Here is a 25,404-nt window from a genome sequence, read left to right as displayed (position 1 = left end):
TGACCCCAGTGTCGAGGGGGTTGTGCTGCACTGCAGCAATGCGTAATTAGCGGCGCGATTTCATTCGGCCCTGACCATAAGAGTCATCTCCAACGGCCGGACAGCTCACAGGACAGATTTCATGTTTTCAACCGCCGCGTTCAAGCGCGACTGGCTCTCCAATATCCGCGCCGACATCCTGGCTGGCATCGTCGTCAGCCTGGCGCTCATTCCCGAGGCGATCGGCTTCTCGATCATCGCCGGTGTCGATCCGCGCGTGGGTCTCTACGCATCGATCGCGATTGCCATGGTCATCGCCTTCACCGGCGGACGGCCCGGCATGATCTCTGCCGCGACTGCCGCGGTGGCGGTGGTCGTGGTGCCGCTGGTCCGCGATCACGGAGTCGAATATCTGTTCGCCGCGACGATCCTGATGGGGATTTTCCAGGGTATTGCAGCGCTGCTGCGGCTCGACCTGCTGATGCAGTTCGTCAGCCGTTCGGTCATCACCGGCTTCGTCAACGCCTTGGCAATTTTGATTTTCATGGCGCAGATTCCGCAGTTGGTCGGAGTTGGCTGGGAAACCTATGCCATGGTCGCTGCCGGGCTCGCCATCATCTACCTGTTGCCGCGCTTGACCACGGCAATTCCCTCGCCACTGGTAGCAATCGTCATCCTCGGCGCGATTTCGATCGGTATGGGTGTGGACGTCAATACCGTATCGGACATGGGCGAATTGCCCGAGGGGCTGCCCTTCTTTGTGATGCCGGAGGTCCCGCTCAACTGGGAGACACTGCGGATCATCGCGCCCTATTCCGCCACCATGGCGGCGGTCGGTCTGCTCGAAAGCCTGCTGACCGCGCAGATCGTCGACGACATGACGCACACCAACAGCAACAAGCGCCGCGAAAGCGCCGGCCAGGGCATCGCCAACGTGGTCGCTGCTTTCTTTGGCGGCATGGGCGGCTGCGCCATGATCGGGCAGTCGGTCATCAACGTCACCTCGGGCGGACGCGGTCGGCTCTCTTCCTTTACCGCTGGCCTTTCTCTCCTCGTCCTGCTGGCTGTACTCGGCCCGGTCGTCGGACAAGTGCCGATGCCGGCACTGGTGGCGATCATGATCATGGTCTCGATCGGCACGTTCTCGTGGAACTCGATCCCCAATTTGTCGAAGCATCCGTGGCAGTCGAGCGTGGTGATGGTGACCACCGTCGTAGTGGTCGTGGCCACCCATAACCTGGCGCTGGGCGTGCTTGCTGGTGTGATCCTCTCGGGTGCATTCTTCACCCACAAGGTGATGACCATGTTCGAAGTCGTCCGCGAACGGCGCGGCGAAACTGCGATCTACCGCGCCAAGGGCCAGATCTTCTATGCCAGCGTCGAACGCTTCGAAGCCGCGCTTGGTCCGGAAAGCACTCAGCCCGATCCAGCAGATCATGTGATCATCGACGTGTCCAAGGCGCATTTCTGGGACATCTCAGGCGTCGCCGCGCTCGACAAGGTGGTCGAACGGATGCGGCGCAATGGTCGCAGCGTGCAGGTGCGCGGGCTTAACCGTGCCAGTTCCGACCTGGTCGACAAGTTCGCGTTGACCGACAAGACGGGTGTCGAAATCGGGCTCGCGCCTCATCCTTGAGGCTAACCGGATGGAAAACGAGCGTGCTGCGGCAGGCTCGCAAGCGTGGCCTCCCAGTCGAGCCCATCGGCCATCTGGACATGCTTGTCCGGCGCAAACTGTTCGGGATCATCCAGCGTCGCGGTCTGGATGTCGACGATGCCCGGCAAGATGGCTTCGTTCTCATAAAAAAGGCCCGTACCGCACCGACCGCAGAAAGAACGCCGCGCGTCAGGCGATGACACATACCTGGTAGGTTCGCCCTGCCCGATTGAAAATCCATCGGCTGCAACGCCGATCCAGGCCACGCCCGTGGCCCCGGCGCAGCGGCGGCAATCCGAACAATGGCAGACGGAGCTATGCTGCACTTGCCCTTCGAAACGGTACGCCACGGCACCGCAGTGGCAACGACCTGCCGGCATCGATCCCTCCCCTGGTTTCGCGAAGAGGGTGTATATCACTTTCGCCGATAACGGGGAACGGCGTCGCGCCTAGATTGCCTCTGCCTGCAAGTTTTGAAGAATCGCCATGGCCTGGTCTGCCCGATGGGCCGGTACGAACACGTAGTCGTGTCGCAAAGCAGCTACCACGTTGCATGCGATACCTTCCCCGGCCAACGCGGTCGCGACCGCTGCGGTAAGGCCCACCCCTTCGAGCGCCGAACACACTTGCAGCGTTATCCGCGCATAGGGATCGGCGGGAAGCTCGTGCGATCGGGCGAGCGCATGGGGAACAATCAGCGACAGTCCTTCGGCTTCGCGGAAGCTTCCCAGCGCTTGCCCCATCAATTCGATCGCCACCGCCGGCTCATCAGCGCCGACAAAGCACCACAGGTTCTCGTCCAGTGCCGGGTTCATCCCGGCGATCATCGACCGGGCTTCTTTGACCGGTAAGGTCACAGGATATATTTCGACAGGTCGCTGTCGTCGGCGAGTTCGGCCAGCTTGTCTTTCACATAGGCCGCATCGATCACGATCGTTTCGCCTTCAAGCTCCTCGGCTTCGAAGCTGAGTTCCTCGAGCAAGCGTTCCATCACTGTCTGCAGGCGGCGGGCGCCGATATTCTCGACGCTTTCATTGACCTGCGCGGCAATGCTCGCGACTTCGCGGATCGCATCTTCAGTGATCTCGACCGTGACGTTCTCCGTCCCCAGAAGCGCGCGGTATTGCTCGACCAGATTGGCACGGGTTTCACTCAGGATGCGGACGAAATCCTCCACTTCGAGTGCGCGCAGCTCGACCCGGATCGGCAACCGGCCCTGCAACTCGGGGAGCATGTCGGACGGCTTTGACAGGTGAAAAGCGCCGCTGGCAATGAACAACACGTGGTCCGTCTTCATCGGGCCATGCTTGGTGGATACGGTGGTCCCTTCGATCAGGGGCAACAGGTCGCGCTGCACGCCTTCGCGGCTGACGCTGCCCCCGCGCACGTCACTGACAGCGATCTTGTCGATTTCATCGAGGAAGACGATGCCGTTGGTCTCGGCATTTTCGAGCGCCACCCGGGCGACATCATCCTGGTCCATGCGCTTCTCGGCTTCCTCGTCGACCAACTTGTCCCACGCATCGGGAACCTTGAGCTTGCGCCGCTTGGTTGGCGACTTACCCAGTGCCTTGCCCATCATGTCGGACAGGTCGATCATGCCGACATTGCCGCCCAGACCGGGGATATCCATCGGCATCGATGGCGCATCGCGCACATCGATCTCGACCTCGACATCGTTCATCGCGTTCTGGACGATGCGCTCGCGGAAACTTTCGCGGGTCGCCTCGCTGGCATTATCGCCCACCAGCGCATCGAGCAGGCGCTCCATCGCCGCCTTGCTGGCAGCGTCTCGCACTGCGTCACGGCGACGGTCCTTCTCCAGCCGGATCGCTTCCTCGACCAAGTCACGGGCGATCTGTTCAACATCGCGGCCGACATAGCCGACCTCGGTGAACTTGGTCGCCTCGACCTTCACGAACGGCGCCTCGGCCAGCTTGGCCAGTCGGCGGCTGATCTCGGTCTTGCCGCAGCCGGTCGGTCCGATCATCAGGATGTTCTTGGGCGTGACCTCGTCGCGCAATTCGGGCGAGAGCTTCTGGCGCCGCCAGCGATTGCGCAGCGCCACGGCAACCGCGCGCTTGGCATCCTTCTGGCCGATGATGTGTTCGTCCAGCGCGGCGACGATCGCCTTGGGTGTGAGGTTATCAGTCATGGAATTCCGTGGGTCAGACAGTTTCGATGGTGACGCTGTCATTGGTGAATACGCAGATATCGGCGGCAACCTTCATGGCCTTGCGGGCGATCTGCTCGGCATCCTGTTCGTAATCGGCCAGCGCGCGGGCCGCAGCGAGCGCGTAATTGCCGCCGCTGCCAATGGCAGTGATGCCGCCTTCGGGCTCGAGCACGTCGCCATTGCCGGTCAGCACCAGGAGCGTGTCCTTGTCGGCCACGATCATCAGGGCTTCGAGATTTCGCAAATATTTGTCGGTCCGCCAGTCCTTGGCCAGTTCGACCGCGGCGCGCATCAATTGCCCGCTATACTGGTCGAGCTTGCGTTCAAGCCGCTCGAAAAGGGTGAAAGCGTCGGCCGTCGCGCCAGCAAAACCGGCGACTACCTTGCCCTCACCGATACGGCGGACCTTGCGGGCATTCGGCTTCATCACCGTATTGCCCATCGAGACCTGCCCATCGCCAGCGATGACAGTCTTGCCTTCGCGCTTCACGCCGATGATCGTGGTGCCATGCCAGGGGGTCAGCCCGTGGCGCTCGTCTGTATTGTTCATGCCGCGCGATATGGGGCGCGCAGCCGCCGGATCAAGCCGCGCCTATCGCCCTTGCCCGCCAACACCAGGTGCGCCGACTGTGCCGATATTGCCGAACAGGTCTTCCAGGAAGCCGCGCTCGCGGCCCAGCGTCGGCGTTTTGTCGCCATCGGGCGTAAGGTGGACGACATCTTCAAGGCCGCTCTTGTCGGCGGCGATAACGTTGCCGTTGGCGTCGAAGCGGACAGCCAATACCTGGTGTGAATTGATCCGCGGACTGACGAACGGCTTGCGGCCGGTGACGCTGGAAACATAATACCAGGTCGGCTCCCCGAACTGGCTGGTGAAGGTCGGCCGGCCAAGGGTCGCTTCGACCGAGCGCTGGTTATCGATCCCGGGCTGGACGGATTCGAGCAGCAGCTGGTCGACCACGTAGCCACGGCTTTCGCGGATCGTGCCACATCCGCTCAAAGCGAGAGCTGCTGCCAGCAGCCCCGCGCCGCCGAGGAACTTGACCGCAGGCGCCTTACCAAATGCCATCGAAAACCTTCCAATCGTCATGCCTTTGAGCCAGCGCCCCTTTGCACCGGGGCGGCGGCTCCTATATCGGGGCCGAGCCTTACGGCGAAGCGCTCGACACTGCAACGGCGCATCGCCCGATCCCTGTGAGAAGGCCTGTTGTGCCGCTCGGCTTGAATTGCCGATGAACGCATGCCAGCCCGGTGACGAGCGAGACGATGACCTTTCTGAAGAACCTGTTCCAGCGCGGGAGCGACCCCAGGGAGCAATTGCGACCCTTTTGGCATCAGTTGGTCAAGGTCGCTCGCTCACCCGACCTTTATGCCGAATGCCGCGTTGCCGATACTCTAGACGGGAGGTTCGACATGCTCTCAACGATCCTTGCTGTCGCAATGCTAAGGATGGAGCGCGATGAGAAAACGCTCCCCGCCGCTGCCCGGCTGGCCGAATTGTTCGTCGAGGACATGGACGGCCAGTTGCGCGAAGCCGGCATTGGCGATCCGACCGTCGGCAAGAAGCTGGGCAAGCTGATGAGCGCATTGGGCGGCCGGACCGGAGCATTGCGCGAGGGACTGGCGCAGGCAGACGATGCTGCGCTCGTCGCCGCGATCGAGCGAAACGTGACATTTGCTGATGGCGGATCGTCCGCCTGCGTTGCGAGCCGGATTCGTCGCTTCGCCGCGAGCCTCGATGCTCTTTCTTATGACCAAATGCTGCAAAGCGAGCTGATGCTATGAGCGCGCCCGAACTTTCCCGCCCGGTCAAGCTGAAGGGCATCCCGAACGAGCCGGTCATCCTAGAGGCCGACGAAGGTGAGCGCGCTGCCCTCGCCCGGCGATTCGCCATCACCAGCATCGAATATCTGCGTGCCGAGGTAAAACTCGACCCCGAGGGCACCGCGATCAAGGCCAGCGGCACCTTGCGAGCCCGCATCACGCAGGCCTGCGCCATCGCCGGTGATGATTTTCCGGTGGTAGTCGAAGAAGATCTGGCCTTCGTGTTTGTACCCGCTGGACCTGCACCGACCACGGTTGAGTCAGCCGACATCGAAATCGAGCTCGACGGCGTTGAACTCGACGAGATCGAATATTCAGGCGACAGTTTCGATCTTGGAGAAGCGGTGGCCCAAAGCTTGGCGCTGGCGATCGATCCCTATGCCGAGGGTCCGGATGCCGATGCCGTTCGCAAGAAGGCTGGCATCGTCACCGACGATATCCCCACCGGCCCGCTGGCCGAGGCGCTCGCCGCGCTCAAGAAGAACTGACCAGCGCGCACACTGTCGGCATCGCGAGCGAAGCGAGAGGCGGCTAATAGAGCCGTTTGATCAAAACGGGATGTCGTCGTCGAGATCGTCGTAGTTCGAGCCACCGCCAGAACCACCATTCGATCCGGCATCCGATCCGCCTGAGCCGCCGCCACCTTGGTTCCAGCCGCCGTCCTGGCCGCCCGAACGCTGGCCGCCACCGCCGCCACTTCCACTGCCACCACCGGCGCCACCGGGACCGTCCAGCATGGTCAACGTGCCGTTGAAGCCGCGCAGAACAACCTCGGTGCTGTAACGGTCATTGCCCGACTGATCCTGCCACTTGCGCGTTTGCAACTGGCCTTCCACGAACACCTTCGAGCCCTTCTTGAGAAACCGCTCGCACACATTGACGAGGCCTTCGGAGAAGATCGCAACAGTGTGCCACTCGGTCCGTTCTTGACGTTCGCCGGTGGTACGATCCTTCCACTGCTCGCTGGTGGCTATGCGCAGATTGCAGACCTTGCCACCATTCTGGAAGCTGCGGATTTCCGGGTCCTGCCCGAGATTGCCGATCAGCATGACCTTGTTGAGCGAGCCCGCCATAGTTCCAATTCCTTCGTTTCTAACCCGGCGCGCGAGCGCCCGTGAGGTGATTCTGGTATGAGATAGGCTCCCGCCTAGCCGGTCCGCAACTGGCCAATGGGATTTTTGCCCGGTGGCAGGGCTACAACCCTGCCGCCAGCGCCAACCAATAGGTCAGTCCGGCAAAGACATAGGCCAGCGCAAACAGGTAGCCGAGCATGAACATCGGCCATTTCCACCCATTGGTTTCACGCCGGGCGACCGCGATGGTGGACAGGCATTGTGGAGCGAATACGAACCAGGCGAGAAAGGCGAGCGCGGTCGGCAGGCTCCAGCGAGCGGCGATCTGGTCACGCAGTGCGCTTTCGGTTTCTTCCTCGTTCTCGGCCTCGACGGCATAGGTGGTCGCTAGCGAGGCCACGGCGACTTCGCGGGCGGCCATGGCCGGGACCAGCGCCAGAGTCATCTCGCGATTGAAGCCTATCGGCTCGAAGGCCGGCTGCAAGGTGTCGGCAATCTGACCGGCGAAAGAGGCATCGAGCTGGTTCTCCCCCGGCTCGGCCTTGGGGAAGGTCAGCAAAAGCCACAGGATCACAGTGGCAGCGAAAATGATGGTGCCGGCACGGCGAAGGAACACCCACGACCGCTGCCAAAGCCCGATCAGCAGATCCCTGATCCGCGGCCACTGATAGCGCGGCATTTCCATGATGAAGCCGGATGCCTCGCCCGCCGTGACGGTACGGCGCAATACCAGGGCGACCGCCATCGCCCCAACGATCCCTGCAACGTAAAGTGCGAACAGGACCAGTCCTTGCAGGCCGATGCCGGGCCCGATCGTGGCAGACGGGATCACGGCAGCGATGATGACGGCATAGACTGGCAGACGGGCAGAACAGGTCATCAACGGTGCGATAAGGATTGTGGTCAGCCGGTCCTTCGGATCGGCGATGGAGCGGGTCGCCATGATGCCCGGAATAGCGCAGGCAAAGCTCGACAACAGGGGAATGAAACTGCGACCCGACAAACCGATTTGCGCCATCAGCCGGTCCATCAGGAAGGCTGCGCGGGCAAGATAACCGCTGGCCTCCATCACCAGGATGAAGGCAAAAAGGATCACGATCTGCGGCAGGAACACGATGACCGAGCCGACGCCGGCTATCATACCCTCTGTTATGAGATCGCGCACAAAACCTGCGGGCATGTTGGCGACGACAGCAGCCGCGAGCCATTCAGTCGCACTTTCAATAAGGCCGATAAATGGGTCGGCCCAGGCGAACACCGCCTGGAAGACCACGAACAACAGTCCGAACAATATTGCCGGGCCAAGCCACGGATTGAGCAGCACCTTGTCGAGAGAGCTGGCCACCATTGCCCGTTTCGAGCGCGACAGGATCGCGGCGCGAGCGATATTCTTGGCCTCGAGCCGACGCTCGGTCAGGCCAAACGAGGGCCGCGGACCCGGGTCGGTGTCGCCAGCGGCGTCGACGGCGGCAAGCAATTGCTCCAGTCCTTGTCGGCGGACGGCAACAGTCGGCACGACGGGTACGCCGAGTGCCTTGCCCAGCGAATCGGGATCAAGCGTCAAACCGTCGCGTTCAGCAAGGTCGACCATGTTGAGCGCGACAACCGTGGGGCGCCCCAGAGCGATGACTTCCTGCGCGAAGACCAGATGCTGTTCCAGATTGGCAGCATCAAGCACGAGGACCAGCACGTCGGGCTGGCGCTGCCCTTCCTGTTCACCGAAAACGACCCTTCGCGTAACCTCCTCGTCGGGGCTCGCCGCATCAAAGGCATAGCTGCCTGGCAGGTCGAGCAGTTCGACCAGTTCGCCGCTGCCGAGCACCAGCCGGCCGGCCTTACGCTCGACCGTGACGCCGGGATAATTGGCGATTTTCTGCCGTGCGCCGGTTAGCTTGTTGAACAATGCGCTCTTGCCGGCATTGGGATTGCCGACCAGTGCTATGGTACGTGGGGTCGTCATAGTCCGCGCCTGTCCTTCAAGCCGGCTCGACACTGATGGCCTCGGCATGGACCCGGCGCAGTGCGATGGTGGTACGACCGAGCCGCACGGCCAAGGGATCACGCCCGCCAAATACGCCGCGATGGGCGACCGAAATGTCGACCCCGGCATCGAAACCAAGTGCGCGCAGCCGCTTGGCATCGCCATCGGCGATGCCGTCCCAGCGGATTGCGGTGATAATGGCGTTGCGGCCCGGTTCCAGCCCTTCGAGAGTCATGCCAATGCGCTGCCAGACGAGCGGCCTAATTGCAACTGATTATCAATAGTGAAAAGGTTAGCGGGCGGGGTAGCGCAAGCGGCCAAGAAACCGTGTCACGCTGAAAGATTCGCGGCCTGGGCGCAAGAATTGGGCCTTGGCCTTCTCGAATCTCATGACACCGTCGATCCGGCGTTCGAGAAAAGCACCGGTGTCGACCTTGCCCTCGCTTTCGTCATCAATAAACACGGTCAGCGTCGCAGCGTAGATCCCGGCCAGGATCGCCCGTTTGGTGTAATGGTTGTAATCGGTCGCCGTGTCTCCGGCCAACCGCCACATCAGGTCGGCGCTGTGCCAGCCAAGCCGAACACCTTCGGCTGCGTTCTGTGGCATAGCCATGATCGCCAACGCACGACGGACCGCTTCTTCCTGTCCGGCAATAGCATCGAGCCGGTATTGAACGAGCGTGCGGATTCGTTCGCGAACCTTCAGCGCTGCGAGCTTCTCGGGAGTCCAGTCCAGCGCCATCTTTGTGTCGACAGCTGCGATCCAAGCCTTGATCATCACCATCGGACCGCCCTTGAAAGCGAGCTTTGCGACATCGGGATCGACGCCTTCGATGTCGGCAGCCATTCTCACCGCCGCATCGCTCCAGCCGTCGAAGATAGCCGAATCGGCTACGGCCGGGGCCAGCGCCAGCCGGAGTTCATCAAGGGTGAGGTCGTCGGCGTTTTCTATCATCGCAGATCAGAAATCGGGGCCGTAATCTTGCTGTTCCGAGCCGTCGCGCTTGGCATCGGCGGCGGCGAATTCGGCCGACAGGCGCTTGCTGTCGATAATTTTCGCATAGTCGCGTGCCGACCGGCCAGAGTTGTCGTTGCGATCAGGGTCAGCCCCCTTGTCCAGCAGCATGCGGACCATTTCGATGTCACGGCGATGGGTTGCACTGATCAGCGGCGTTTCGCCGAGGCCATTGGCATCGTCAACCCGCGCACCAGCCTTGATCAGCGCTACCATGCTGTCGATATCGCCAAGCGAGGAAGAAATCATGATCGGCGTCAGACCGTCCTTGTTGGCAACGTTGGGATTGGCACCCTTCTGGGTCAGAAACCTCACCCAAACGGCATCGCGCCGTTGGGCGACGATATGCAGCGCGGTGTCGCCACTGGACTTGTCGCGCGTGTTGATCAGCGTGCTGCCAGGCGTGGAGACGATAGTCGTCACCTTGTCGCCATCACGATCGCGCACAGCCTCGAGGAAATTATAGCTATCGGAAAACATCGCCTGCGCTGCCAAGGGCGCGGCAATAGCGGCCAACGACAGCGCGGCAACTAGCGGGATCTGACGAAAAAGAGGCAGCGACACCTTTGCACACTCCGATAAAAGTCTATTTATGACGGAATACCCGTCTCGTTCCCGACCCGTTAGCAGAGGCTGAACGCTTTCGCCATGCTTCGCGCATTCCGACCTATTGCCCTCATCCTTGCGGTGGCGCTGAGCGCTTGCAACGCGCCAAACACACAGCCCGGCCCGACCACGGACGGAGTGGATATGCGCGGAAGCACTGTGGGCGGGGATTTCACGCTGACCGACAATTCAGGCGAGCCGGTTAGCTGGTCAGACTTCGACGGCCGGTATCGCATGGTCTATTTCGGATTTACCAGCTGCCCTGCGATCTGCCCGACCGACGTGCTCAAGATGTCGCAGGGGCTGGAACGGTTCGAGCAGGCCCATCCCGACCATGCCGGCAAGGTCCAGCCGATCTTTATCAGCGTGGACCCCGAACGTGACACGGTAGCCGCGATAGACCAGTTCGTCGGCAATTTTCACGAGCGCCTGATCGGTCTTACCGGCACGCTCGAGGAAACCGCAGCCGTCGCCCGCCAGTTTGGGGTTACAGCGCAGAAACTCGAGCCCGACCAGACCGGCTTTTACGATATGCAGCATTCGACCTTCGTGACCTTGTTCGGTCCCGATGGCGAACCGCTGGGCATCCTACCCGCCGACAAGGGGGCCGATGCGATCGCCACGGAGCTCGCCGCATGGGTGCGTTGAGGGACCGGTTCTGGGAATTGCCGCTCGAAAAACTCGACGAAGCAGAGTGGGAGGCACTATGCGATGGCTGCGGGCGGTGCTGCCTGCACAAGATCGAGGATATCGATACCGGCGAGGTCGAGGAAACCAACGTCTCGTGCAAATTGCTCGATACCGACACCGCGCGCTGCACCGACTATCCCAATCGCAAGAATTTCGTGCCCGACTGCCTGCGACTGACCCTGCGGATCGTCGAGGATGTGGCGTGGCTGCCCGCCAGCTGCGCCTATCGCCTGCGCGCCGATGGGCAAGAACTGCCGCGCTGGCATTATTTGATCTCGGGCGATCCCGAGGCCGTCCATCGCGAGGGTGCGGGAGTGGCTGGAAGGGTCGTCAGCGAGAATCGCTCCGGACCACTGGAACACCATATCGTCGATTGGGGCGACGACCGGTGATCGATTGGCTGCGCCGCGCCCCAGACGACCTGTCGGTGAAGCTGGGAGACACGACCTTGCCGCTCGACATACGCCGCCATCCGACCGCGAGGCGCATGATCCTGCGGCTCGCCGATGATGGTGCAAGCGCGCGGGTTACCTTGCCGCGTTGGGGCCGCACCGCCGACGCAATAGAATTCGCTCACAGTCGGCGTGACTGGCTGGCCCGACAGCTGGACAAGCGCCCACCCGCGCAACCACCGAAGTCTGGTGGCACCATCGCCTATCGCGGCGAGGCGGTGCGCATTGAGTGGGTCCCTTCGCACCCGCGCAAACCACGGCTGCAGGGTGAGACAATGTCGGTCGGCGGGCCGGAAGAGACTTTGCCCGCGCGCCTTCGCCGGTGGCTGCAGGCCGAAGCGCGCGAACTTTTCATCGCCGACTTGGCGTTTTACGCTGAACGTGTCTCGCTACCCGCGCCGGCGTTGGCGCTGAGCAATGCGCGGCGCAGATGGGGAAGCTGTTCCTCTGCCGGACAGGTTCGCATCAACTGGCGATTGGTAATGGCTCCCGACGCAGTGCGCCGTTCGGTCGCCGCGCATGAAACCGCGCACCGGGTTCATTTCGATCACTCGCCCGCCTTCCACGCCCTGCTGGGCGAGATCTTTGAAGGCAACCTGGCCGCTGCCGACGGCTGGCTGAAGAAAAACGGGCGCGGCCTCTACGCGCCGTTCGGCTAACCCTACTGGCGCGGCTGCGCGAGGCATCCTATGTTGCGTGGCATGAGCATGCTTTCGCGCTTCAACCCCAAAACCGGTGCCGAGGACTTCTGGGAAGTCTTTCGCCGGCCACAGCCGTATCGCATCCCGATCCTGCTGATCTCGACGCTGATTCCTTTGACCGTGCTGTATTTCTTCGTGGGCGAGCGCCAGATGATTCCACCGCGCAGTCCAGACGTCACCTACATCACGACCTTCCCCGAAGGCCGCACCGACGAGGAAATTCTCGCTTCCAACATCGAGAACCAGGAACGGCAGGATGCCTTGCGGGCACGGCGCGCGGCGCTGGAAGAACGCAAACGAGAAGCCTATCGCGCGCTTGGCCGTGCGACCGGGCTCGACGTCGATGCGATGGAACGCGAGATCGACGAGGAACGCGCACAGGAAGAGGCGAAGCGCAGCGAATTCCGACCCGCCACCAACAGCGAATAATGCACGTTGTGCCGGGCGATCGGGACTGGCTTGGGGCTGCTGCGCGGCTCGCCAGCCGCGCTCGTCCCACGAGTGCTCCCAACCCCGCGGTCGGTTGTGTCATCGTGCAGGATGGAGTGGTCGCTGGGCGAGGATGGACGCAGCCAGGCGGACGGCCCCATGCCGAAGCGGTGGCCCTCGATCAGGCAGGTGCGAATGCACGCGGCGCTGATGTCTTTGTAACTCTCGAACCCTGCGCCCACGCGTCCGAGCGCGGGCCAGCTTGTGCCGACCTTCTGGTGAAGGCACGCCCTGCCCGCGTCATCTTCGCCGAGACGGACCCCGATTCCCGTACCAACGGCGCAGGCATCCGGCGGCTGCGCGCAGCGGGTGTCACGGTCGAGCAGCTTGCATGCGAGGAGGCCCGGTCCAGTCTTTCCGGCTTTCTGGCCCGCACCCGGCGCGGGCGGCCGCAAGTAACCCTCAAGCTGGCCATGTCGCTGGACGGGCGGATCGCGCTGGCGGACGGCACCAGCAAGTGGATTACGGGTGCCGAGGCGCGCGCGCATGTGCATCTGAGGCGGGCGAAGAGCGATGCCATTCTTGTCGGCGGAGGAACATGGCGGCGCGACCGGCCAAGGCTCGATGTGCGCCTGCCCGGTCTGGAGGCTTGCAGTCCCGAACGGGTAGTGCTGACCCGCGGAGTGCCGATCAACGGCGCCCGGATCATCAATCGGCCAGAACAAATCGCCGAGCTTGCGAACACGCAATATCTTTATGTCGAAGGCGGTGCGCAAGTCGCCGCCAGCTTCCTCGCCGAGGATCTGGTCGATCGGCTCGATATCTACCGCGCGCCCATTGTCATCGGGGACGGCCTGCCCGCATTTGGCGATATCGGCCTGTCCGACCTAGCATCTGCCCATGGCCGCTGGACCCTTGCCGAACGCCGCCAGCTTGGCAGCGATTGCTACGAAGCCTATGAGCGCGTGCGACACGAAGGAGCCTGAATGTTCACCGGAATCGTCACTGCTATCGGCACTATCAACCGCGTCGAGGATCGGGGCGACCTGCATGTGCGGATCGCCTGCCCTTATGACCCTGACGGCATGGCCATCGGTGCATCGATCGCCTGTTCGGGCGTTTGCTTGACGGTCGTGGAACGCGGCGGCACTCCCGGCGATGCCTGGTTCGCAGTGGATGTATCAGGCGAAACTGTGGGCCGGACGCCAGCCGACATGTGGACGAAGGGTCGCCGGTTGAACCTGGAACAGGCGCTCCGCCTTGGCGATGAACTGGGCGGCCACCTGGTCACCGGGCATGTCGACGCGGTCGGCAAGGTGGTCATGGCGCAAGAAACCGGCGGCTCGACGCGGCTGCAGGTTCGCGCCCCAGCCGCCATCGCGCCCTTCGTCGCAGAGAAAGGCTCGATCACTATCGATGGGGTCTCGTTAACGGTGAACGAAGTCGCCGATCAAGATAGTGGCGACGTCTGCTTCGATCTCAATATCATCCCGCACACGGCAGAGGTCACTACACTCGGCACCCTGGCACAGGGCGACGGCGTCAACCTGGAGATCGACGTGTTGGCGCGTTATCTCAAGCGGATGGAAAGCCTGCGGGCCAAGTGAAACTGGTGCGTCGGGTGGTCTGAGGCCGTTCGGCATACCCGCACGTCGACGAGCACTGGTCACGATCCAGTTCAGCCAGTGACATCCGCCAGCGCGCCGATGAACTTGTCGATATTGCCCTTTGTCAGGCCGGCGACATTGATGCGACCCGAGCCAGCCATGTAGATTGCATGGGTCTTGCGCAGCTCGGCGATCTGGGCCTTGTCGAGCGGTAGCATGGCAAACATGCCGTTCTGTTCGGCCAGGGCTGACAAATTGACACCAGGCACTTCATTGTCGGCCTGGCCAAGCCGCTCGCGCACCCAGCGCAGGCGCTGGCGCATGCCTTCCAACTCATCGAGCCAAGTCTGGCGCATCGCATCATCCTGCAACAGGATGCGGACTGCCGCCCCGCCATGATCGGGCGGCATCGACCAGTTGGCCCGCGCCAAGCCCGAGGCGTTGGAAAGGATCGCATCGAGCTGGTCAGGCTTGCGCGCCATGACATAGAACGCGCCGACCCGGTCGCGATAGAGGCCAAAATTCTTGTCGCAGCTATAGGCCACGAGCGCTTCCGGAACCGCATTCAGCACGGTCCGCAAGCCCACCACGTCGCCTTCCAGACCTTCGCCCAGGCCGTGATAGGCGCTGTCAATGATCGGTAGAACATGACCGCTCGCCAGTACATCGGCGATCGCGGCCCAGTCTTCGGGCGTGTAGTCGACCCCCGTCGGGTTGTGGCAACAACCATGGAGCAGCACGGCAGTATTCGCATCCGCGCTTCGCAGCGCCTGCAACAAGGCATCGAGATTGGCGCTTCCGTCTGGGCACGCATGGTCGAACGTCACCGCCTCAAGATCGAGGTCGGCCAGGATCTGCGCGTGATTGGGCCAGCTTGGCACCCCCATCAGCACCTTGGTCACCCCGGCCCGTTGCGCCAATGCGAAAGCAAGTCGACAGGCACCGGTGCCGCCGGGGGTTTGCATCCCCGCAATGCGGCCACCCATGCTCCGGTCGGCCCCGAAAATGAGCGGCATGAGTGCTTCGACGAAGCCCGGATCGCCGTCCGGACCAAGATAGCCCTTGGAATCCTGCTCATCGACAAGCCGCCGTTCGGCCTGCTTGATCGCCTCGAAAACGGGCGTCGCGCCATCGTCGGTGCGGTAAACGCCAACGCCGAGGTCGATCTTGTCGGCCCGTTCGTCGACAGCAAAGAGTTTAATCAGCGCCAGCAGCGCATCGGGAGCTTGGGGTTCAAGTGCATCGAGCATGGTCAAGGCTATTGCCTGCGCTACCCGGCACCCGCAACCTCAATTCGTATTCGCGGCGCTTTGCGAGCCGCAATTTTCTAGTGCGACTAGAAGGGCAGCCAGCGCTGCTTCTTGGAAAACCTGAGATAGCCTGCATTCACGCCGAGCCGCAGGCCGGCTCCGACCCGGATCGGGATCAGCACCACGTTACCCTTGCGCAGGTAACCTGCGTGCACGCCGCCGATCAGATAGGCTTGGCCTTCACCGGCCGGATAACGCTCGTAGAGCTCTTCACTGTCATACAGATTGTATACCAACACAAATGTGTTGCCGGCATTGGCCCCGGCATCGATCCCGATCGACGGCCCCGTCCAGTAAACCGGCTTTTCGCCTTCGACCGCGTGGTAGAGCGTGCCTGAACCGTAGCGTGCGCCGAGAATGAAGGCCCCGCCGGCTTCGCGTCCGACAATGTAGGCGTTCGGTTCGCCCTGTTCGGCTAGCAGTTTCTGGATCATGCGGGCCAGGTCTTCTGCGCCTTCACCGAACAGGCCTTCGGCCGCGCCAATCAGATCGTCTTCGGCATAGGTGCTCTTGGCGGCTTGCGATGTCTTGGCCCCGGCAGATGTAGCGGCAGGAGCAGCAACTGTCTCTGAATTCCATTGCTCGACCGCGCCGGGATCAGACCAGCTTGGCGCAACTGCTGCACCATCGTTAGACGATGGGCCGGTCGCGATGGAGGGCTTTGCGGAAGCGCCTACGCTCGCGGAAGGTGCCGGCTGCCCGTAAACCGATTGCCCTCCGGGCTGTTCGACGAGGTCACCGTCAATGGCGGTGTCGGGATCGATCGTCTCCACACCCTGGGCCGCGAGCGGCGCAGCGAGCAACGCTGCACCGGCAGTAAACGCGGCGAAAGCGGTGCGGGCGGTGCGCCACAGGTGCAACATCATGATGATTCCCTTCCACGAGGGACGGCATGCCCCTCACATGACAGAAGAATCCTTTGCCGCTGACCCTTCAATGAACGAACGACGAAGCGAATCGAAAATGCGGTGAAGCGAGTCCCGCAGCCGACGCGGGGGGGTCGCGGATCGATTTCGCGCCCGGACACGCGAGCCCCCTTGCCCCATTCTAAAGCCGTGGCTATAGCGCGCCCCTCGCAGCCGGCATGCGTCATGCGGAGACGTGGGTGAGTGGCTGAAACCAGTTCCCTGCTAAGGAACCATACCTGGTAACGGGTATCGAGGGTTCGAATCCCTCCGTCTCCGCCACTACTTCTCAGACTGCGCAAGCTTTCAAGCAAAGACAACGGGTGCAGCCCTTGAAGGTGTGCTAATAGTGCACCCAGCCCTGCTGAGGAGAGTTCTTTCATATATGAAAGATGGGAAGGATGCCCCCTGAGTGGAGCCGATCTTCAGTGGAGCCGATCTTCATTTCGTATCTCTCCATTTCTCATCAAGAATGCCGGTTCGGATGGAACAGCGAGCGCCCGCCGTGCGAATCATTGTCTTACTTCCGGCAATTTATTGAGAGAAATGTGGGCGCGAAGATTAGAAAACGTGCCGTTTCCAATACCATCTTCCCCACGAGATTACATATAGATGGCATAAATGGGCTGTTGGATATTGGGACATCCAATTGTCAGGAAAGCAATCGAAGTTCAGGTCCTGGAAACCCAGAACCTTGCCTTCAACTGGATAAGGATGTTGTTAATTGAGATGAATGTCCTACAGTGTGCAGAAGCTGGTTAAACCGTTCTCCTAATTAAATTTCGATCGCGCCACTGCCCTTGGGGATAAACTGGAGCGATATGCCAAAACGAGAAATAGGAGATTCCGGCGGAGCCTCATCTGTCTCGCCAGAGGAAATCTTCACTTCCCTGAACCTGTCAGACTGTAGGGCAAGCGATCTCCGTAAGGTTGCGCAGCTACTACAGCGGCTCGCAAATGCTCTCGATGAGAAGCCAGATACGAAGGATCAGGAGCATGATCCCGACCATCTTCTAACAGAGCATTCTGGCCGCGAGCTCGCTCGCGTGGCGGAGCGTCTTTACTATTTCCGCGAAAGACGAAGCAAGTTTTTGCCAGACCTTCTCCTTGGAGAGCCCGCCTGGGACATCCTGCTCGACCTTTTCCATCATGAAGCTATCGGTCGAAAAGTTGCAACAACAGACGCTCTTATTGCAGCACGTGTTCCCGCAACCACGGCGCTGCGTTATCTCGGCCAATTGGAGCGCGAGGGATTAATTCGACGAGAACGCGCAAGGGGAGATCAAAGGAAACGGGTCGTGGTCCTCACGTCAAAGGGTACATTTGCGATGAGCGAGTATATACGCTCGTTGTTGAAATACGAGCGACAGGAGCGTAAATCTGCCAGTCCGAAATTTCTTCTTCGTAACTGACCTATTGGACGCGCTTGCAAGCGTTTAAGGCACATCTATGGAAAGCCAATTCGACCGATCCAGTTTTATTCGCCCAGGCCCGCTGCGAGGAGGCTGGCGTTTCGGTCAAATATAGATTATGTCTGGTGGTGGACAGCATGGAGAAACCATTGAGCACCTCAGACCCTATGGGCTCTGGGCCTCTACTTGGTCGAGGCAAAGAGGTCACCGCCGCGCGGATCGCGCATCTACGCGTCCGTCTCGAAAATATGCTAGAAGAACTCGATGAGGCGGGGCTTACACTAACCGCTGCGCGCTTTGGCATGGCCATGGATGCGTTTAATAGCGAGAGCGCCGCGGGGGAAAATTAGTGTCCCTCTTTTTCTCGAAGGGTTTTTAAGACTAATGCTAAATTCTGCTCACGTTTCCCACGTAAAAGCTAACACGGGTCTTTGAACATGGTCGTGGAGCTGATTACTTATTTGCAGTTAATTCGTCAGTAACCACGCGAATATATAGATGCCTCTATGACACGCAAAAGCCTTATGACGAAGCTTCCATTGGGAAAGATTTTGAGGACATTCCTCGCAAGCGCCGATTGCGCCACCTCGGAAGGGGCTGCGCCCAAAGAACACTTGGGCGGCTCTGCGCCAATCCGGTCCAGATCGAGACGGGTTCGCGCTGGAATTTCACGAGCAATTGCTTCACGCTTAGGCCTCGTTTGCTTTGCCGCTATAACCGTCAGCAATGCCCCTCCAGAGATTGATCCATTTGGCCCGAAGATATGGCTGTCGGAGCGGGGGATGATTGCCACACTGAACTTCCCGCCGCCGCATCGGACAGCGGCCCGCAATGACATCGACGAGGTACGACTGCCTCTCTTTAAGTGCCGATCGGGTCGAGATGGAAGCATCGCAAGCTTCATTGAATCCGTCAGTTTAAGATACCGCAATGCGGGACTGACCCATCTTGCGACTGACATTTTCCCTTCAAAGAGTAGCGATCAGGTCCATGCAATCATGACATTTCGCATGACAACCAACGGTGGACAATTGGAAACGAAAGAAGCGATTGCGGCGATTGACCGGCGCGACTGCAGCGTGCGCCCTGCTGAATTGCAGGGATAGCTGTCGCTCTTGCAACTCATTCGGGAATTGGCCCGACTTGCGCGACCCCCGTCCAGGCGTTGAAACCTTAAGCGCTGAAAAGGGACAAGCCTTCACCTCGCCTATCGACTGATGTTGGCAGGCTTAAGCGCTGACAGGATCTTTCTTTCCTGCGCTAATAACTATCCCAGCAATGATTGCGACAAGACCCAAGAGCCCCAAGATCGCCCCACTTCCCGCAGCAAGCTCGCTCGCTTCGGAGGAGACAGGAGCGGAGTTACGCTGAGCCGAGACCGCAGTCGCACCGATCGGCGCCAGGGCCGCTGCGAGCGCTGCTGCTCCAATCACGATGCGCTTTACTCTCATGGAATTACTCTCTTTTTCTAAATACTTTTGAGTGCCTATCGGTGCTACCTAAGCTACTGAAAGTCAAGTGGACAATTGGCAGAGCAGGCAAAGTCAGTAGAATAACCTACCATTGAGCGAATCATTCGAAACGAACATTCCAACGGTCTGGCTCAAAATAATGAGGCGCCCCGGACGTCTGGGTAACCCTTTTCAAAAATCCCTGAGAATCAAAGCGATCGCCTGCGCTCACAGATGATAATCTAGCCAATATGAGAGCCCGGGTGTCGCGCTACATTGGGGGCAGCTCGAGACGCTCGAATCGCATATCGACTAGCGTAGCCTGAAAAGGACGCGAACTGTCCCATGCCGAGCCCTCGAGCTCGAGCCAGGCAAAGTCGCAAGCCCCTTTTGAAACCGACCACTCGACTGGCCCGCTCCCAAGCCACTGGCGCTGGCCAAGCACCAATCCCTCCGGCGATGCGCATCGCAACTTGACGCTAAGCTCACCCTCGCCTTCCTCGCTTTCAATGGAGGCGTCCATCTGAAATTTGCCAGGTTCCAGCGCCACCAGTTTTCGTGCCAATTGGCCTGCGCTATCTCGTTCCAAAAACACACGATAGCGATTGTCATCGACTTTGCGCATGGCCGCGCTTCGTCGCTTCTCCAACTTCCAGTCGAGAGGGGTATAAGACGCCGAGGAAGCCATTTTCACTTCTTGGTAAAATGCAAACGCATCTTGAAACCTGCCATCGGCGACTAACGCACTGACCAGAAACCCGTCACTCTGGGCACTGGTTCTTTGTGGCAGGGCCCTTCGAAGAGCGAGAAAATTGCTGAGCGCGGGCCCCGTCTTCGGTACCCGGCGCCAGAAGCCCTCCAACCACGGCGGATCGCTGCGGAGCAGTCGCTCGACGAGCACGAAGGTCGCGTCGTCGCCAAGACTCGAAGTGAGCGTTTCGAGGATCGGTGACGATACTCCGCGCTCGGTTCGAGCTAGAGTATCGACCAGTTCGATCACACGGGTGGTATTCCCGTTGTGTGCAGCAATTCGAAACAGCGCAAGGTTCACAAGGCTGTTTCGTTTTTCAAGCTCGTAAGCCGTCTCAAACAATGAATGTCCGGCATCGCCATCCGCCGATCCAAGCAGGAAAAGAGCGTTGGTTGCCGTCGGTTCTTGCTCATAAGCTGCTCGTGCTGCAGCAAGGATCGCGGGGTTTAGCTCGAGAGCAAGTCCGTTTCGATCCACATGAGGGCGGGCTCCCGCCAGCACCCTTTCGGCGAGGCGAAAGCCGTTCCATTCATGGGCCCACCCTGGCACAGGCTCACCTGCGTTGACCCTGGCTTGCAGCGCCAACAATGGCGCCAGCGCCAGGGACAAACCAACGAGAATAGGTCGTAGTTTCATGGGAGACCCGCTTCAGGCAGCCTCCTCGCTTGCCGGCTTCTCACCATAGGAATGGCCGTATCCATATCCGTAGCCATAACCATATGTCTCGTTCCGGTTGTCGAGCTTGGTCACAACGGCGCCAAAGATCTTGCCGCCCCCGCGCTCGAGCCGGTCGAGTGCCTGCGCGATCATTCGTTTCTTTCCGCTATTCGCTTCGATCGCCATTACCACTCCATCCACCACCGATGCGATGAGCGGCGCGTCAGCCAGTCCAAGCACGGGAGGCGCGTCGACGATTACGTGATCGTACTGGTCACCAAGCAACTGGAGGAACTCTTCGAAACGTTTGCCTGCAAGCAGTTCAGCTGCGTTTGGCGGCTGCCGCCCCGCTGGAATGGTCGCAAAGTTGAACGGTGCTGCCGTCTGCACCATTGCCTGCCAATTGTCTTCCCCTCGCAGCACGTTGCTCAGACCCTTGCCGGCCTCGAGCTCAAGATACTTTATGAGACCCGAGTGCCGCATGTCGGCGTCGAGCAGTAGGACGCTCTTGCCACGTTCGGTCAAGACCTGCGCCAGCGCCACGCACGATAAACTTTTTCCTTCCGCGGGGCGCGCACTTCCCAGCATCAGGTACTTTGGTACCCCCTTGTCAGAAAGGAAATCGAGGTTGGTGTAGAGATTGAAGTAGGCCTCGTAGAGAGCCGAATTCTTGCTCCCGAGATCGTCGACCAATTCGTCCGGTTCGTTTCGTGGAATGCTTCCAAGCAGCGGTATGCCGAGAATCTCGGCGACCTCTGCGGGGTCGCGTACGCTCTGGTCGAGTTTCTCGCGCAGCAGAATAACTCCCCCTGCAGTCGCCAAACCAAGGAGTAGCGAAAGAAGCATGGTGATCTTCAAATTGGGCTCATAAGGAGTGAGCGGAACCTCGGCAGTGTCGACCAACGAAATATTGTTCTCGCCCACCCCGGCTACGCCGATTTCGCGATAGCGCTGAAGGATCGCGTTGTAGAGCGAGCGGTTGGTGTCGACCTCGCGCTGGAGGATATTGTATTGAACGCTATCACGCCTCTGACCGATAAATTCCCCGCGTAGTTCGGCGACCCGGGCTTGAAGCTGCCGCTCGGTTGCTGCCGCCTGCTGGTAGCGCGCTCTCACTGCGCTTCCCGAGCGGGCTTCTCCCCGCGCGATTTCGCGGTCAAGCTGCGCGATCTGGTCAGTCAGGGCCTTGACCGCGGGATACTCTTCGCCGGCCGTCGCGCGTAGGCGCGCTTTCTCTGCCGCCAACTTGGCCCGCTCCTGGATTAGCGGTTGAATGGTGGCTGCATCCTCGGCGGAAAGTCCGCTGCGGATTGCTTGCAGGGCGCTTTCCGCAGCAATCCTCTCGGTGGTAGCTGTCGCCAGTGCTGCATTGAGGGCCTGCAGATCGCTCGCCACGAGCGTTTGCGAAGCTGTTTCGTCGCTCCGATCGTCCTTGGGCGCATCGATCGTGAACAGGTTGCGTTCGGCCGCATAGGTTATCAATTCGCGCTCGGCGGTCTCGAGCCGTTCGCGCAACTGCTTGAGCCGGTCTTCGAGAAACTTGCGCGCATCGGTAGTCGCGCCAAAGCGGCGATTGAGATTGCTCGCGATATATTCCTGGGCCCAGATATTCGCGATCCGGGCGGATACCCGCGGATCGGGACTTTTGAACCGGATATCGACAAGGTTCGAACTTCCGACTGGGTCAATTGAGATTTGCTTCAGCAGCAATTCAACGAGGAACCTGTCGACATCGCCGCGGATGTCTTCGAGGTTAAACGCGGCGAGAAAGGCTTCGTCCTCCTGGAGCTTTGCCTCGCGCACGACTTGCGCCGCGAGCGAGCGCGATTGCAGCAGTTCGTACTGCGTTTCATAATACTGCGCATCGAGCACCTGGTCTTGCGTTTCCACGCCCTCGACGGCGGTAACATTGTTGTCGACCCGGCTGATCTCGACGCGGGCACTCGCCAAATATTTCGGCGTGACAAGCAGCGTGGAAATAATTCCGATCAACAGGCTCGCGGCCACGATGCCGGCAATCAACAGCTTGTTGTTTTTGACGATCTGCCACAGCTTCTCGGCCGCCGGCACGGCCAACTCGCGCAGGTTCGGCTCTTCGACATGATAGAATTCGTCGGACTGCGCGGTCTCGATCGGCCTTCTTCCGGTTTCCCGCTCCATGATCATTTGCTCCCCAATGTGCGCTCAATCAGGATAAGCGGCGTGAATATAAGGGGAGCAAAGGCTGTGATCGTCTGCAGCCGGCGAAGCGAAGGCGAATCGCCGACCTGGATGACGTCTCCAGGATAGATGACCGGGTCGGCGTAATTGCCCCGCTGGATCGCCTTGAGGTCGTATAGCCCGATGTATCGCTGTCCCTCGACCGTGCGGAAGACCAGGACTTCGCTGAGTTTGGCAGTGTCGGTGGTTCCACCGCCCGTGGCCACCGCTTCGAGCAAGCTCATCGTGCCAAGGATCGGGTAGCGCCCGGTTTTCTTCACCTGGCCGCCAACCGTAAAAACCCGCCCCGGTTGCTCGAGAATATCTACGATAACTTCTGGATTGACGACGTAATCACCGCGCAACCGCCTCGAGATATCCGCGCTGATCTCGCGCGGCCCGCGTCCATCGGCATCGACCATTCCTATAAGCGGAAACTGGAAGTTGCCGGAGGCATCGACCGTCAGCTCGCGTCTGAGATCCTCGAACCCGAGTACGGTAATCTGCAGGCTGTCGTGCGGTCGGACAATGGCCCCCTCGTTGACGTGCGGTGCAGGAAGCGCAGCAAGCTTCGCAACTTCGACACCCGGCGCCGATCCGATCGGGTCAGGCGAGGCACATGATGATAGGGATGCAACCGACAAGGCAAGCAACGCGCAGCGCAATATGTTCATGGAATATGTCAACCGATAGGCTCAGGCTTCGCGCCCGGCTTCTCGTTGCCTCGTTGTTGTGTTAGTTGAAATGTCGTTTCCGACCGGACCGATCTTACGGCAGGACCGGCAAACATGGCAAGCGCGATGATCGCCAACGCCATGATCGAGGGAACGCGCAGCGGATAGTCGACAATGCTTGCCATTGCGAGGACTGCAAGCAGCCCAAGGCCGAGCCAGCTCTCGCGCGAGGCCGGGTTTCCACGCGCAGGTCTCGCCAGAAGCTGCGCCGCGCGCCACGCGGCAAACGCGGTCACGCCAGCCATGATGAGCAGGGCAGCAACGCCCCCTTCGATTGGGAACTGCAACCAGTCGTTGTGAGCCTCGTTGACATAGGCCGGGAAGAGCAGTTCGACGGGTTCGCGCATTCGATAGGCATGCTCGAAGGCTCCCATCCCAGTGCCCCACGGAAGGAAATCGAGGACCATGTCGTCGAGCAGCGGCAACAGCTTCGCCCTCAGGTCTTCAAGAACCGTATTTTCGAGAATGCGAGACAGCGACGGGCTGCGGTTTGCGGCGGCAAACATCGCAAGGATCCCCACCCCGACAGATGCAAGTGCGGCCGGAACCACGAATCTTTTGGGCCCAGATTGCTTGAGAGAAACGCGCTCTGCAATCAAGAAACCGGTGCTCAGTACGACGACCGCGAGCAGGGCCGTCAATCCAGCCCGCGAGGCATTGGTGATGACCGCTGAACCGAGGAACAGCGCGCTCCCTGTCAACGCCCACCGAGCCCCACTTTGCCCAGGTTCCCGGGCGTTCTGGGCGAGGTAGAGGCTGATAAGCACGCAGGCCGACAGGAATACCGCTTGGTGATTGCGATTGGCAAACAGCCCTACTGGATGACCGCGACTGGTAATCTCGTACAGGAACAGCCCGCTGCGCGGATCGGCAAAGAGCTGCATGATGCCAATGAACGCGCTGGCAACGCCGATCGCCACGAACGCGTAGAGGACTCGGTCAGGGTGCCGCACCTGCGCGTAGAGAAGTAGCGCTGCCAGCGGGACAATCAACGAAGCGAGAAAATTCACGGTCGCAGACGGTGCCAGCGAGATCGGCCGCCAAGGTGCCATCCCAACAAGCGTATCGGCGCGTTCGATCATTTCGCGTTCCCCGAGCGCCTGCCAGGCCTCCGGGGGCAGCGGAACCAGCTGCACCAGGGCCATCGCTGCCAGCGCACCGAGCAAGCTGAGCGGCATTATGATTCGCCCAACTTCATCGCGCTTGATGACCATCACCGACCAGGCCACCGCGAGAGCCGCAACGCTGCGCAAAATCCACAAGCTGGCGATGTCCTCGCGCGATCCGCCGCCCGTCAGGAACACGAACGCGAGAAAAATCGCCACCCCGGTGAAGGCATGGCGTTTCCAGCGGTCAGTCCAAATCGTGATCGCGGCGCGTTTCAAGGGTTCTCCGTGGCTTAATGCGTTCTTAGCCAGAATGGCTCGTGCGGGCGCCGTGGCCAAAGCCCACTCCGCGAGCCGCATAACGAGCTTCAACACCCCCTGTCAAAGGCTCATTAAAGTAATAGGCATGTTCAATCGTGAACAACTTCCCGCGGATAGTTATAATTACGTATGTGAAACTACGTACCCGGCTCGTGCCCACAATGGACCCGCCGCCGCAATTGTCCAATATTACCAAGAAAACAAAGCCTTGTGCTCTCCGCCACAGCCGCTTAGGCTTCACTGCGACTCGACGAATCTTTTCAGTTGAAATGTCGATTTCATACAATCCACACGCGCAAGGCTTCTGTAGTCCGCCTCCAGTCAATGCTTGGCCAATTTAATTTGGTCACCATATCAAAGCGATGACG

27 protein-coding genes and 1 tRNA gene are annotated in these 25,404 nt (G+C 60.5%); 12 read left to right on the top strand and 16 right to left on the bottom strand.

Translation table 11 applies throughout. The features are described 5' to 3' along the window. The first annotated feature begins 121 nt into the window (after window positions 1-121). The gene (locus ACXYL9_RS12855; RefSeq protein WP_459039963.1) at window positions 122-1,615 is read left to right on the top strand and encodes a SulP family inorganic anion transporter; all 1,494 of its coding nucleotides are present in this window, start codon (window positions 122-124) and stop codon (window positions 1,613-1,615) included. A gap of 2 nt (window positions 1,616-1,617) precedes the next feature. Here the strand turns inward: ACXYL9_RS12855 and ACXYL9_RS12850 are convergent, their stop codons facing one another. From ACXYL9_RS12850 to ACXYL9_RS12830, 5 genes are all read right to left on the bottom strand, one after another. Further along, entirely contained in the window at window positions 1,618-2,016 is a 399-nt protein-coding gene (locus tag ACXYL9_RS12850) for a GFA family protein (RefSeq protein WP_459039962.1), read from the bottom strand. 69 nt (window positions 2,017-2,085) lie between these two features. Continuing rightward, entirely contained in the window at window positions 2,086-2,463 is a 378-nt protein-coding gene (locus ACXYL9_RS12845) for an ACT domain-containing protein (RefSeq protein ID WP_459039961.1), read from the bottom strand. Between the two features lie 26 nt (window positions 2,464-2,489). Beyond that, window positions 2,490-3,791: an ATP-dependent protease ATPase subunit HslU gene (gene hslU / locus ACXYL9_RS12840; protein WP_459039960.1), complete on the bottom strand. Its 1,302-nt coding sequence runs from the start codon at window positions 3,789-3,791 to the stop codon at window positions 2,490-2,492. 13 nt (window positions 3,792-3,804) lie between these two features. Beyond that, window positions 3,805-4,362 (bottom strand): ATP-dependent protease subunit HslV, encoded by a 558-nt coding sequence (gene hslV, locus ACXYL9_RS12835; RefSeq protein ID WP_459039959.1) that lies wholly within the window; start codon window positions 4,360-4,362, stop codon window positions 3,805-3,807. A 42-nt stretch (window positions 4,363-4,404) separates the two neighbouring features. After that, entirely contained in the window at window positions 4,405-4,881 is a 477-nt protein-coding gene (locus ACXYL9_RS12830; RefSeq protein WP_459039958.1) for an outer membrane protein assembly factor BamE, read from the bottom strand. Between the two features lie 182 nt (window positions 4,882-5,063). Between ACXYL9_RS12830 and ACXYL9_RS12825 the strand changes: the two genes are divergently transcribed. Both ACXYL9_RS12825 and ACXYL9_RS12820 read left to right on the top strand, forming a co-directional pair. Then, complete coding sequence (locus ACXYL9_RS12825) at window positions 5,064-5,597, top strand: ubiquinol-cytochrome C chaperone family protein (RefSeq protein ID WP_459039957.1); 534 nt, start codon at window positions 5,064-5,066, stop codon at window positions 5,595-5,597. Then, complete coding sequence (locus tag ACXYL9_RS12820) at window positions 5,594-6,124, top strand: YceD family protein (RefSeq protein ID WP_459039956.1); 531 nt, start codon at window positions 5,594-5,596, stop codon at window positions 6,122-6,124. Before ACXYL9_RS12825 ends, ACXYL9_RS12820 begins: the two co-directional genes overlap by 4 nt. 60 nt (window positions 6,125-6,184) lie before the next feature. Here ACXYL9_RS12820 and ssb read toward each other — a convergent pair whose 3' ends face one another. From ssb to ACXYL9_RS12795, 5 genes are all read right to left on the bottom strand, one after another. Beyond that, window positions 6,185-6,709, bottom strand: a complete 525-nt coding sequence (gene ssb / locus ACXYL9_RS12815; protein WP_459039955.1) for a single-stranded DNA-binding protein — start codon at window positions 6,707-6,709, stop codon at window positions 6,185-6,187. A 121-nt stretch (window positions 6,710-6,830) separates the two neighbouring features. Further along, window positions 6,831-8,669, bottom strand: a complete 1,839-nt coding sequence (gene feoB / locus ACXYL9_RS12810; protein WP_459039954.1) for a ferrous iron transporter B — start codon at window positions 8,667-8,669, stop codon at window positions 6,831-6,833. A gap of 16 nt (window positions 8,670-8,685) precedes the next feature. Next, entirely contained in the window at window positions 8,686-8,925 is a 240-nt protein-coding gene (locus tag ACXYL9_RS12805; RefSeq protein ID WP_459039953.1) for a FeoA family protein, read from the bottom strand. 57 nt (window positions 8,926-8,982) lie between these two features. Beyond that, on the bottom strand, window positions 8,983-9,645 hold the full coding sequence (locus ACXYL9_RS12800; protein WP_459039952.1) for a COQ9 family protein: 663 nt from the start codon (window positions 9,643-9,645) through the stop codon (window positions 8,983-8,985). A 6-nt stretch (window positions 9,646-9,651) separates the two neighbouring features. Then, a complete protein-coding gene (locus ACXYL9_RS12795; RefSeq protein ID WP_459039951.1) occupies window positions 9,652-10,269 on the bottom strand; it encodes an ankyrin repeat domain-containing protein in 618 nt (205 codons plus the stop codon). A 186-nt stretch (window positions 10,270-10,455) separates the two neighbouring features. Between ACXYL9_RS12795 and ACXYL9_RS12790 the strand changes: the two genes are divergently transcribed. From ACXYL9_RS12790 to ACXYL9_RS12765, 6 genes are read left to right on the top strand one after another with little or no spacing between them, the layout of a single operon-like run. After that, window positions 10,456-10,959 (top strand): SCO family protein, encoded by a 504-nt coding sequence (locus ACXYL9_RS12790; protein WP_459039950.1) that lies wholly within the window; start codon window positions 10,456-10,458, stop codon window positions 10,957-10,959. Beyond that, window positions 10,947-11,393 carry a YcgN family cysteine cluster protein gene (locus ACXYL9_RS12785; RefSeq protein WP_459039949.1) on the top strand — a complete coding sequence of 149 codons (447 nt, stop codon included), beginning with the start codon at window positions 10,947-10,949 and terminating at the stop codon, window positions 11,391-11,393. The genes ACXYL9_RS12790 and ACXYL9_RS12785 overlap by 13 nt, the downstream gene beginning before the upstream one ends. Next, window positions 11,390-12,112: a M48 family metallopeptidase gene (locus ACXYL9_RS12780; RefSeq protein ID WP_459039948.1), complete on the top strand. Its 723-nt coding sequence runs from the start codon at window positions 11,390-11,392 to the stop codon at window positions 12,110-12,112. Before ACXYL9_RS12785 ends, ACXYL9_RS12780 begins: the two co-directional genes overlap by 4 nt. Window positions 12,113-12,154: 42 nt before the next feature. Next, on the top strand, window positions 12,155-12,583 hold the full coding sequence (locus ACXYL9_RS12775) for a hypothetical protein (RefSeq protein WP_459039947.1): 429 nt from the start codon (window positions 12,155-12,157) through the stop codon (window positions 12,581-12,583). Next, a complete protein-coding gene (gene ribD / locus ACXYL9_RS12770) occupies window positions 12,583-13,569 on the top strand; it encodes a bifunctional diaminohydroxyphosphoribosylaminopyrimidine deaminase/5-amino-6-(5-phosphoribosylamino)uracil reductase RibD (protein ID WP_459039946.1) in 987 nt (328 codons plus the stop codon). The genes ACXYL9_RS12775 and ribD overlap by 1 nt, the downstream gene beginning before the upstream one ends. Then, window positions 13,570-14,190 (top strand): riboflavin synthase, encoded by a 621-nt coding sequence (locus ACXYL9_RS12765; RefSeq protein ID WP_459039945.1) that lies wholly within the window; start codon window positions 13,570-13,572, stop codon window positions 14,188-14,190. A gap of 71 nt (window positions 14,191-14,261) precedes the next feature. Here the strand turns inward: ACXYL9_RS12765 and ACXYL9_RS12760 are convergent, their stop codons facing one another. After that, window positions 14,262-15,440 carry an amino acid aminotransferase gene (locus tag ACXYL9_RS12760; RefSeq protein ID WP_459039944.1) on the bottom strand — a complete coding sequence of 393 codons (1,179 nt, stop codon included), beginning with the start codon at window positions 15,438-15,440 and terminating at the stop codon, window positions 14,262-14,264. An 86-nt stretch (window positions 15,441-15,526) separates the two neighbouring features. Then, window positions 15,527-16,366 (bottom strand): DUF1134 domain-containing protein, encoded by an 840-nt coding sequence (locus ACXYL9_RS12755; RefSeq protein ID WP_459039943.1) that lies wholly within the window; start codon window positions 16,364-16,366, stop codon window positions 15,527-15,529. A 229-nt stretch (window positions 16,367-16,595) separates the two neighbouring features. Here ACXYL9_RS12755 and ACXYL9_RS12750 point away from each other — a divergent pair. From ACXYL9_RS12750 to ACXYL9_RS12740, 3 genes are all read left to right on the top strand, one after another. After that, window positions 16,596-16,687 (top strand) — tRNA-Ser (locus ACXYL9_RS12750). A gap of 539 nt (window positions 16,688-17,226) precedes the next feature. After that, the gene (locus ACXYL9_RS12745; protein WP_459039942.1) at window positions 17,227-17,817 is read left to right on the top strand and encodes a hypothetical protein; all 591 of its coding nucleotides are present in this window, start codon (window positions 17,227-17,229) and stop codon (window positions 17,815-17,817) included. Window positions 17,818-18,599: 782 nt separating this feature from the next. Next, window positions 18,600-18,923, top strand: a complete 324-nt coding sequence (locus ACXYL9_RS12740; protein WP_459039941.1) for a hypothetical protein — start codon at window positions 18,600-18,602, stop codon at window positions 18,921-18,923. A 616-nt stretch (window positions 18,924-19,539) separates the two neighbouring features. On the opposite strand, the gene ACXYL9_RS12735 is transcribed toward ACXYL9_RS12740, so the two are convergent. Genes ACXYL9_RS12735 through ACXYL9_RS12720 form a run of 4 tightly spaced genes read right to left on the bottom strand, consistent with a single transcriptional unit; the run spans window position 19,540 to window position 24,994 of the window. Further along, the gene (locus ACXYL9_RS12735; protein ID WP_459039940.1) at window positions 19,540-20,655 is read right to left on the bottom strand and encodes a hypothetical protein; all 1,116 of its coding nucleotides are present in this window, start codon (window positions 20,653-20,655) and stop codon (window positions 19,540-19,542) included. Window positions 20,656-20,667: 12 nt separating this feature from the next. Then, window positions 20,668-22,836, bottom strand: a complete 2,169-nt coding sequence (locus ACXYL9_RS12730; protein ID WP_459039939.1) for a GumC family protein — start codon at window positions 22,834-22,836, stop codon at window positions 20,668-20,670. Window positions 22,837-22,838: 2 nt separating this feature from the next. After that, window positions 22,839-23,549: a polysaccharide biosynthesis/export family protein gene (locus ACXYL9_RS12725; protein WP_459039938.1), complete on the bottom strand. Its 711-nt coding sequence runs from the start codon at window positions 23,547-23,549 to the stop codon at window positions 22,839-22,841. Window positions 23,550-23,557: 8 nt separating this feature from the next. Next, window positions 23,558-24,994 (bottom strand): O-antigen ligase family protein, encoded by a 1,437-nt coding sequence (locus tag ACXYL9_RS12720; protein WP_459039937.1) that lies wholly within the window; start codon window positions 24,992-24,994, stop codon window positions 23,558-23,560. Window positions 24,995-25,404: the final 410 nt, after the last annotated feature.

Source organism: Qipengyuania sp. CAU 1752, assembly GCF_054482615.1.
This window is presented reverse-complemented; position numbering and strand designations above follow the sequence as displayed.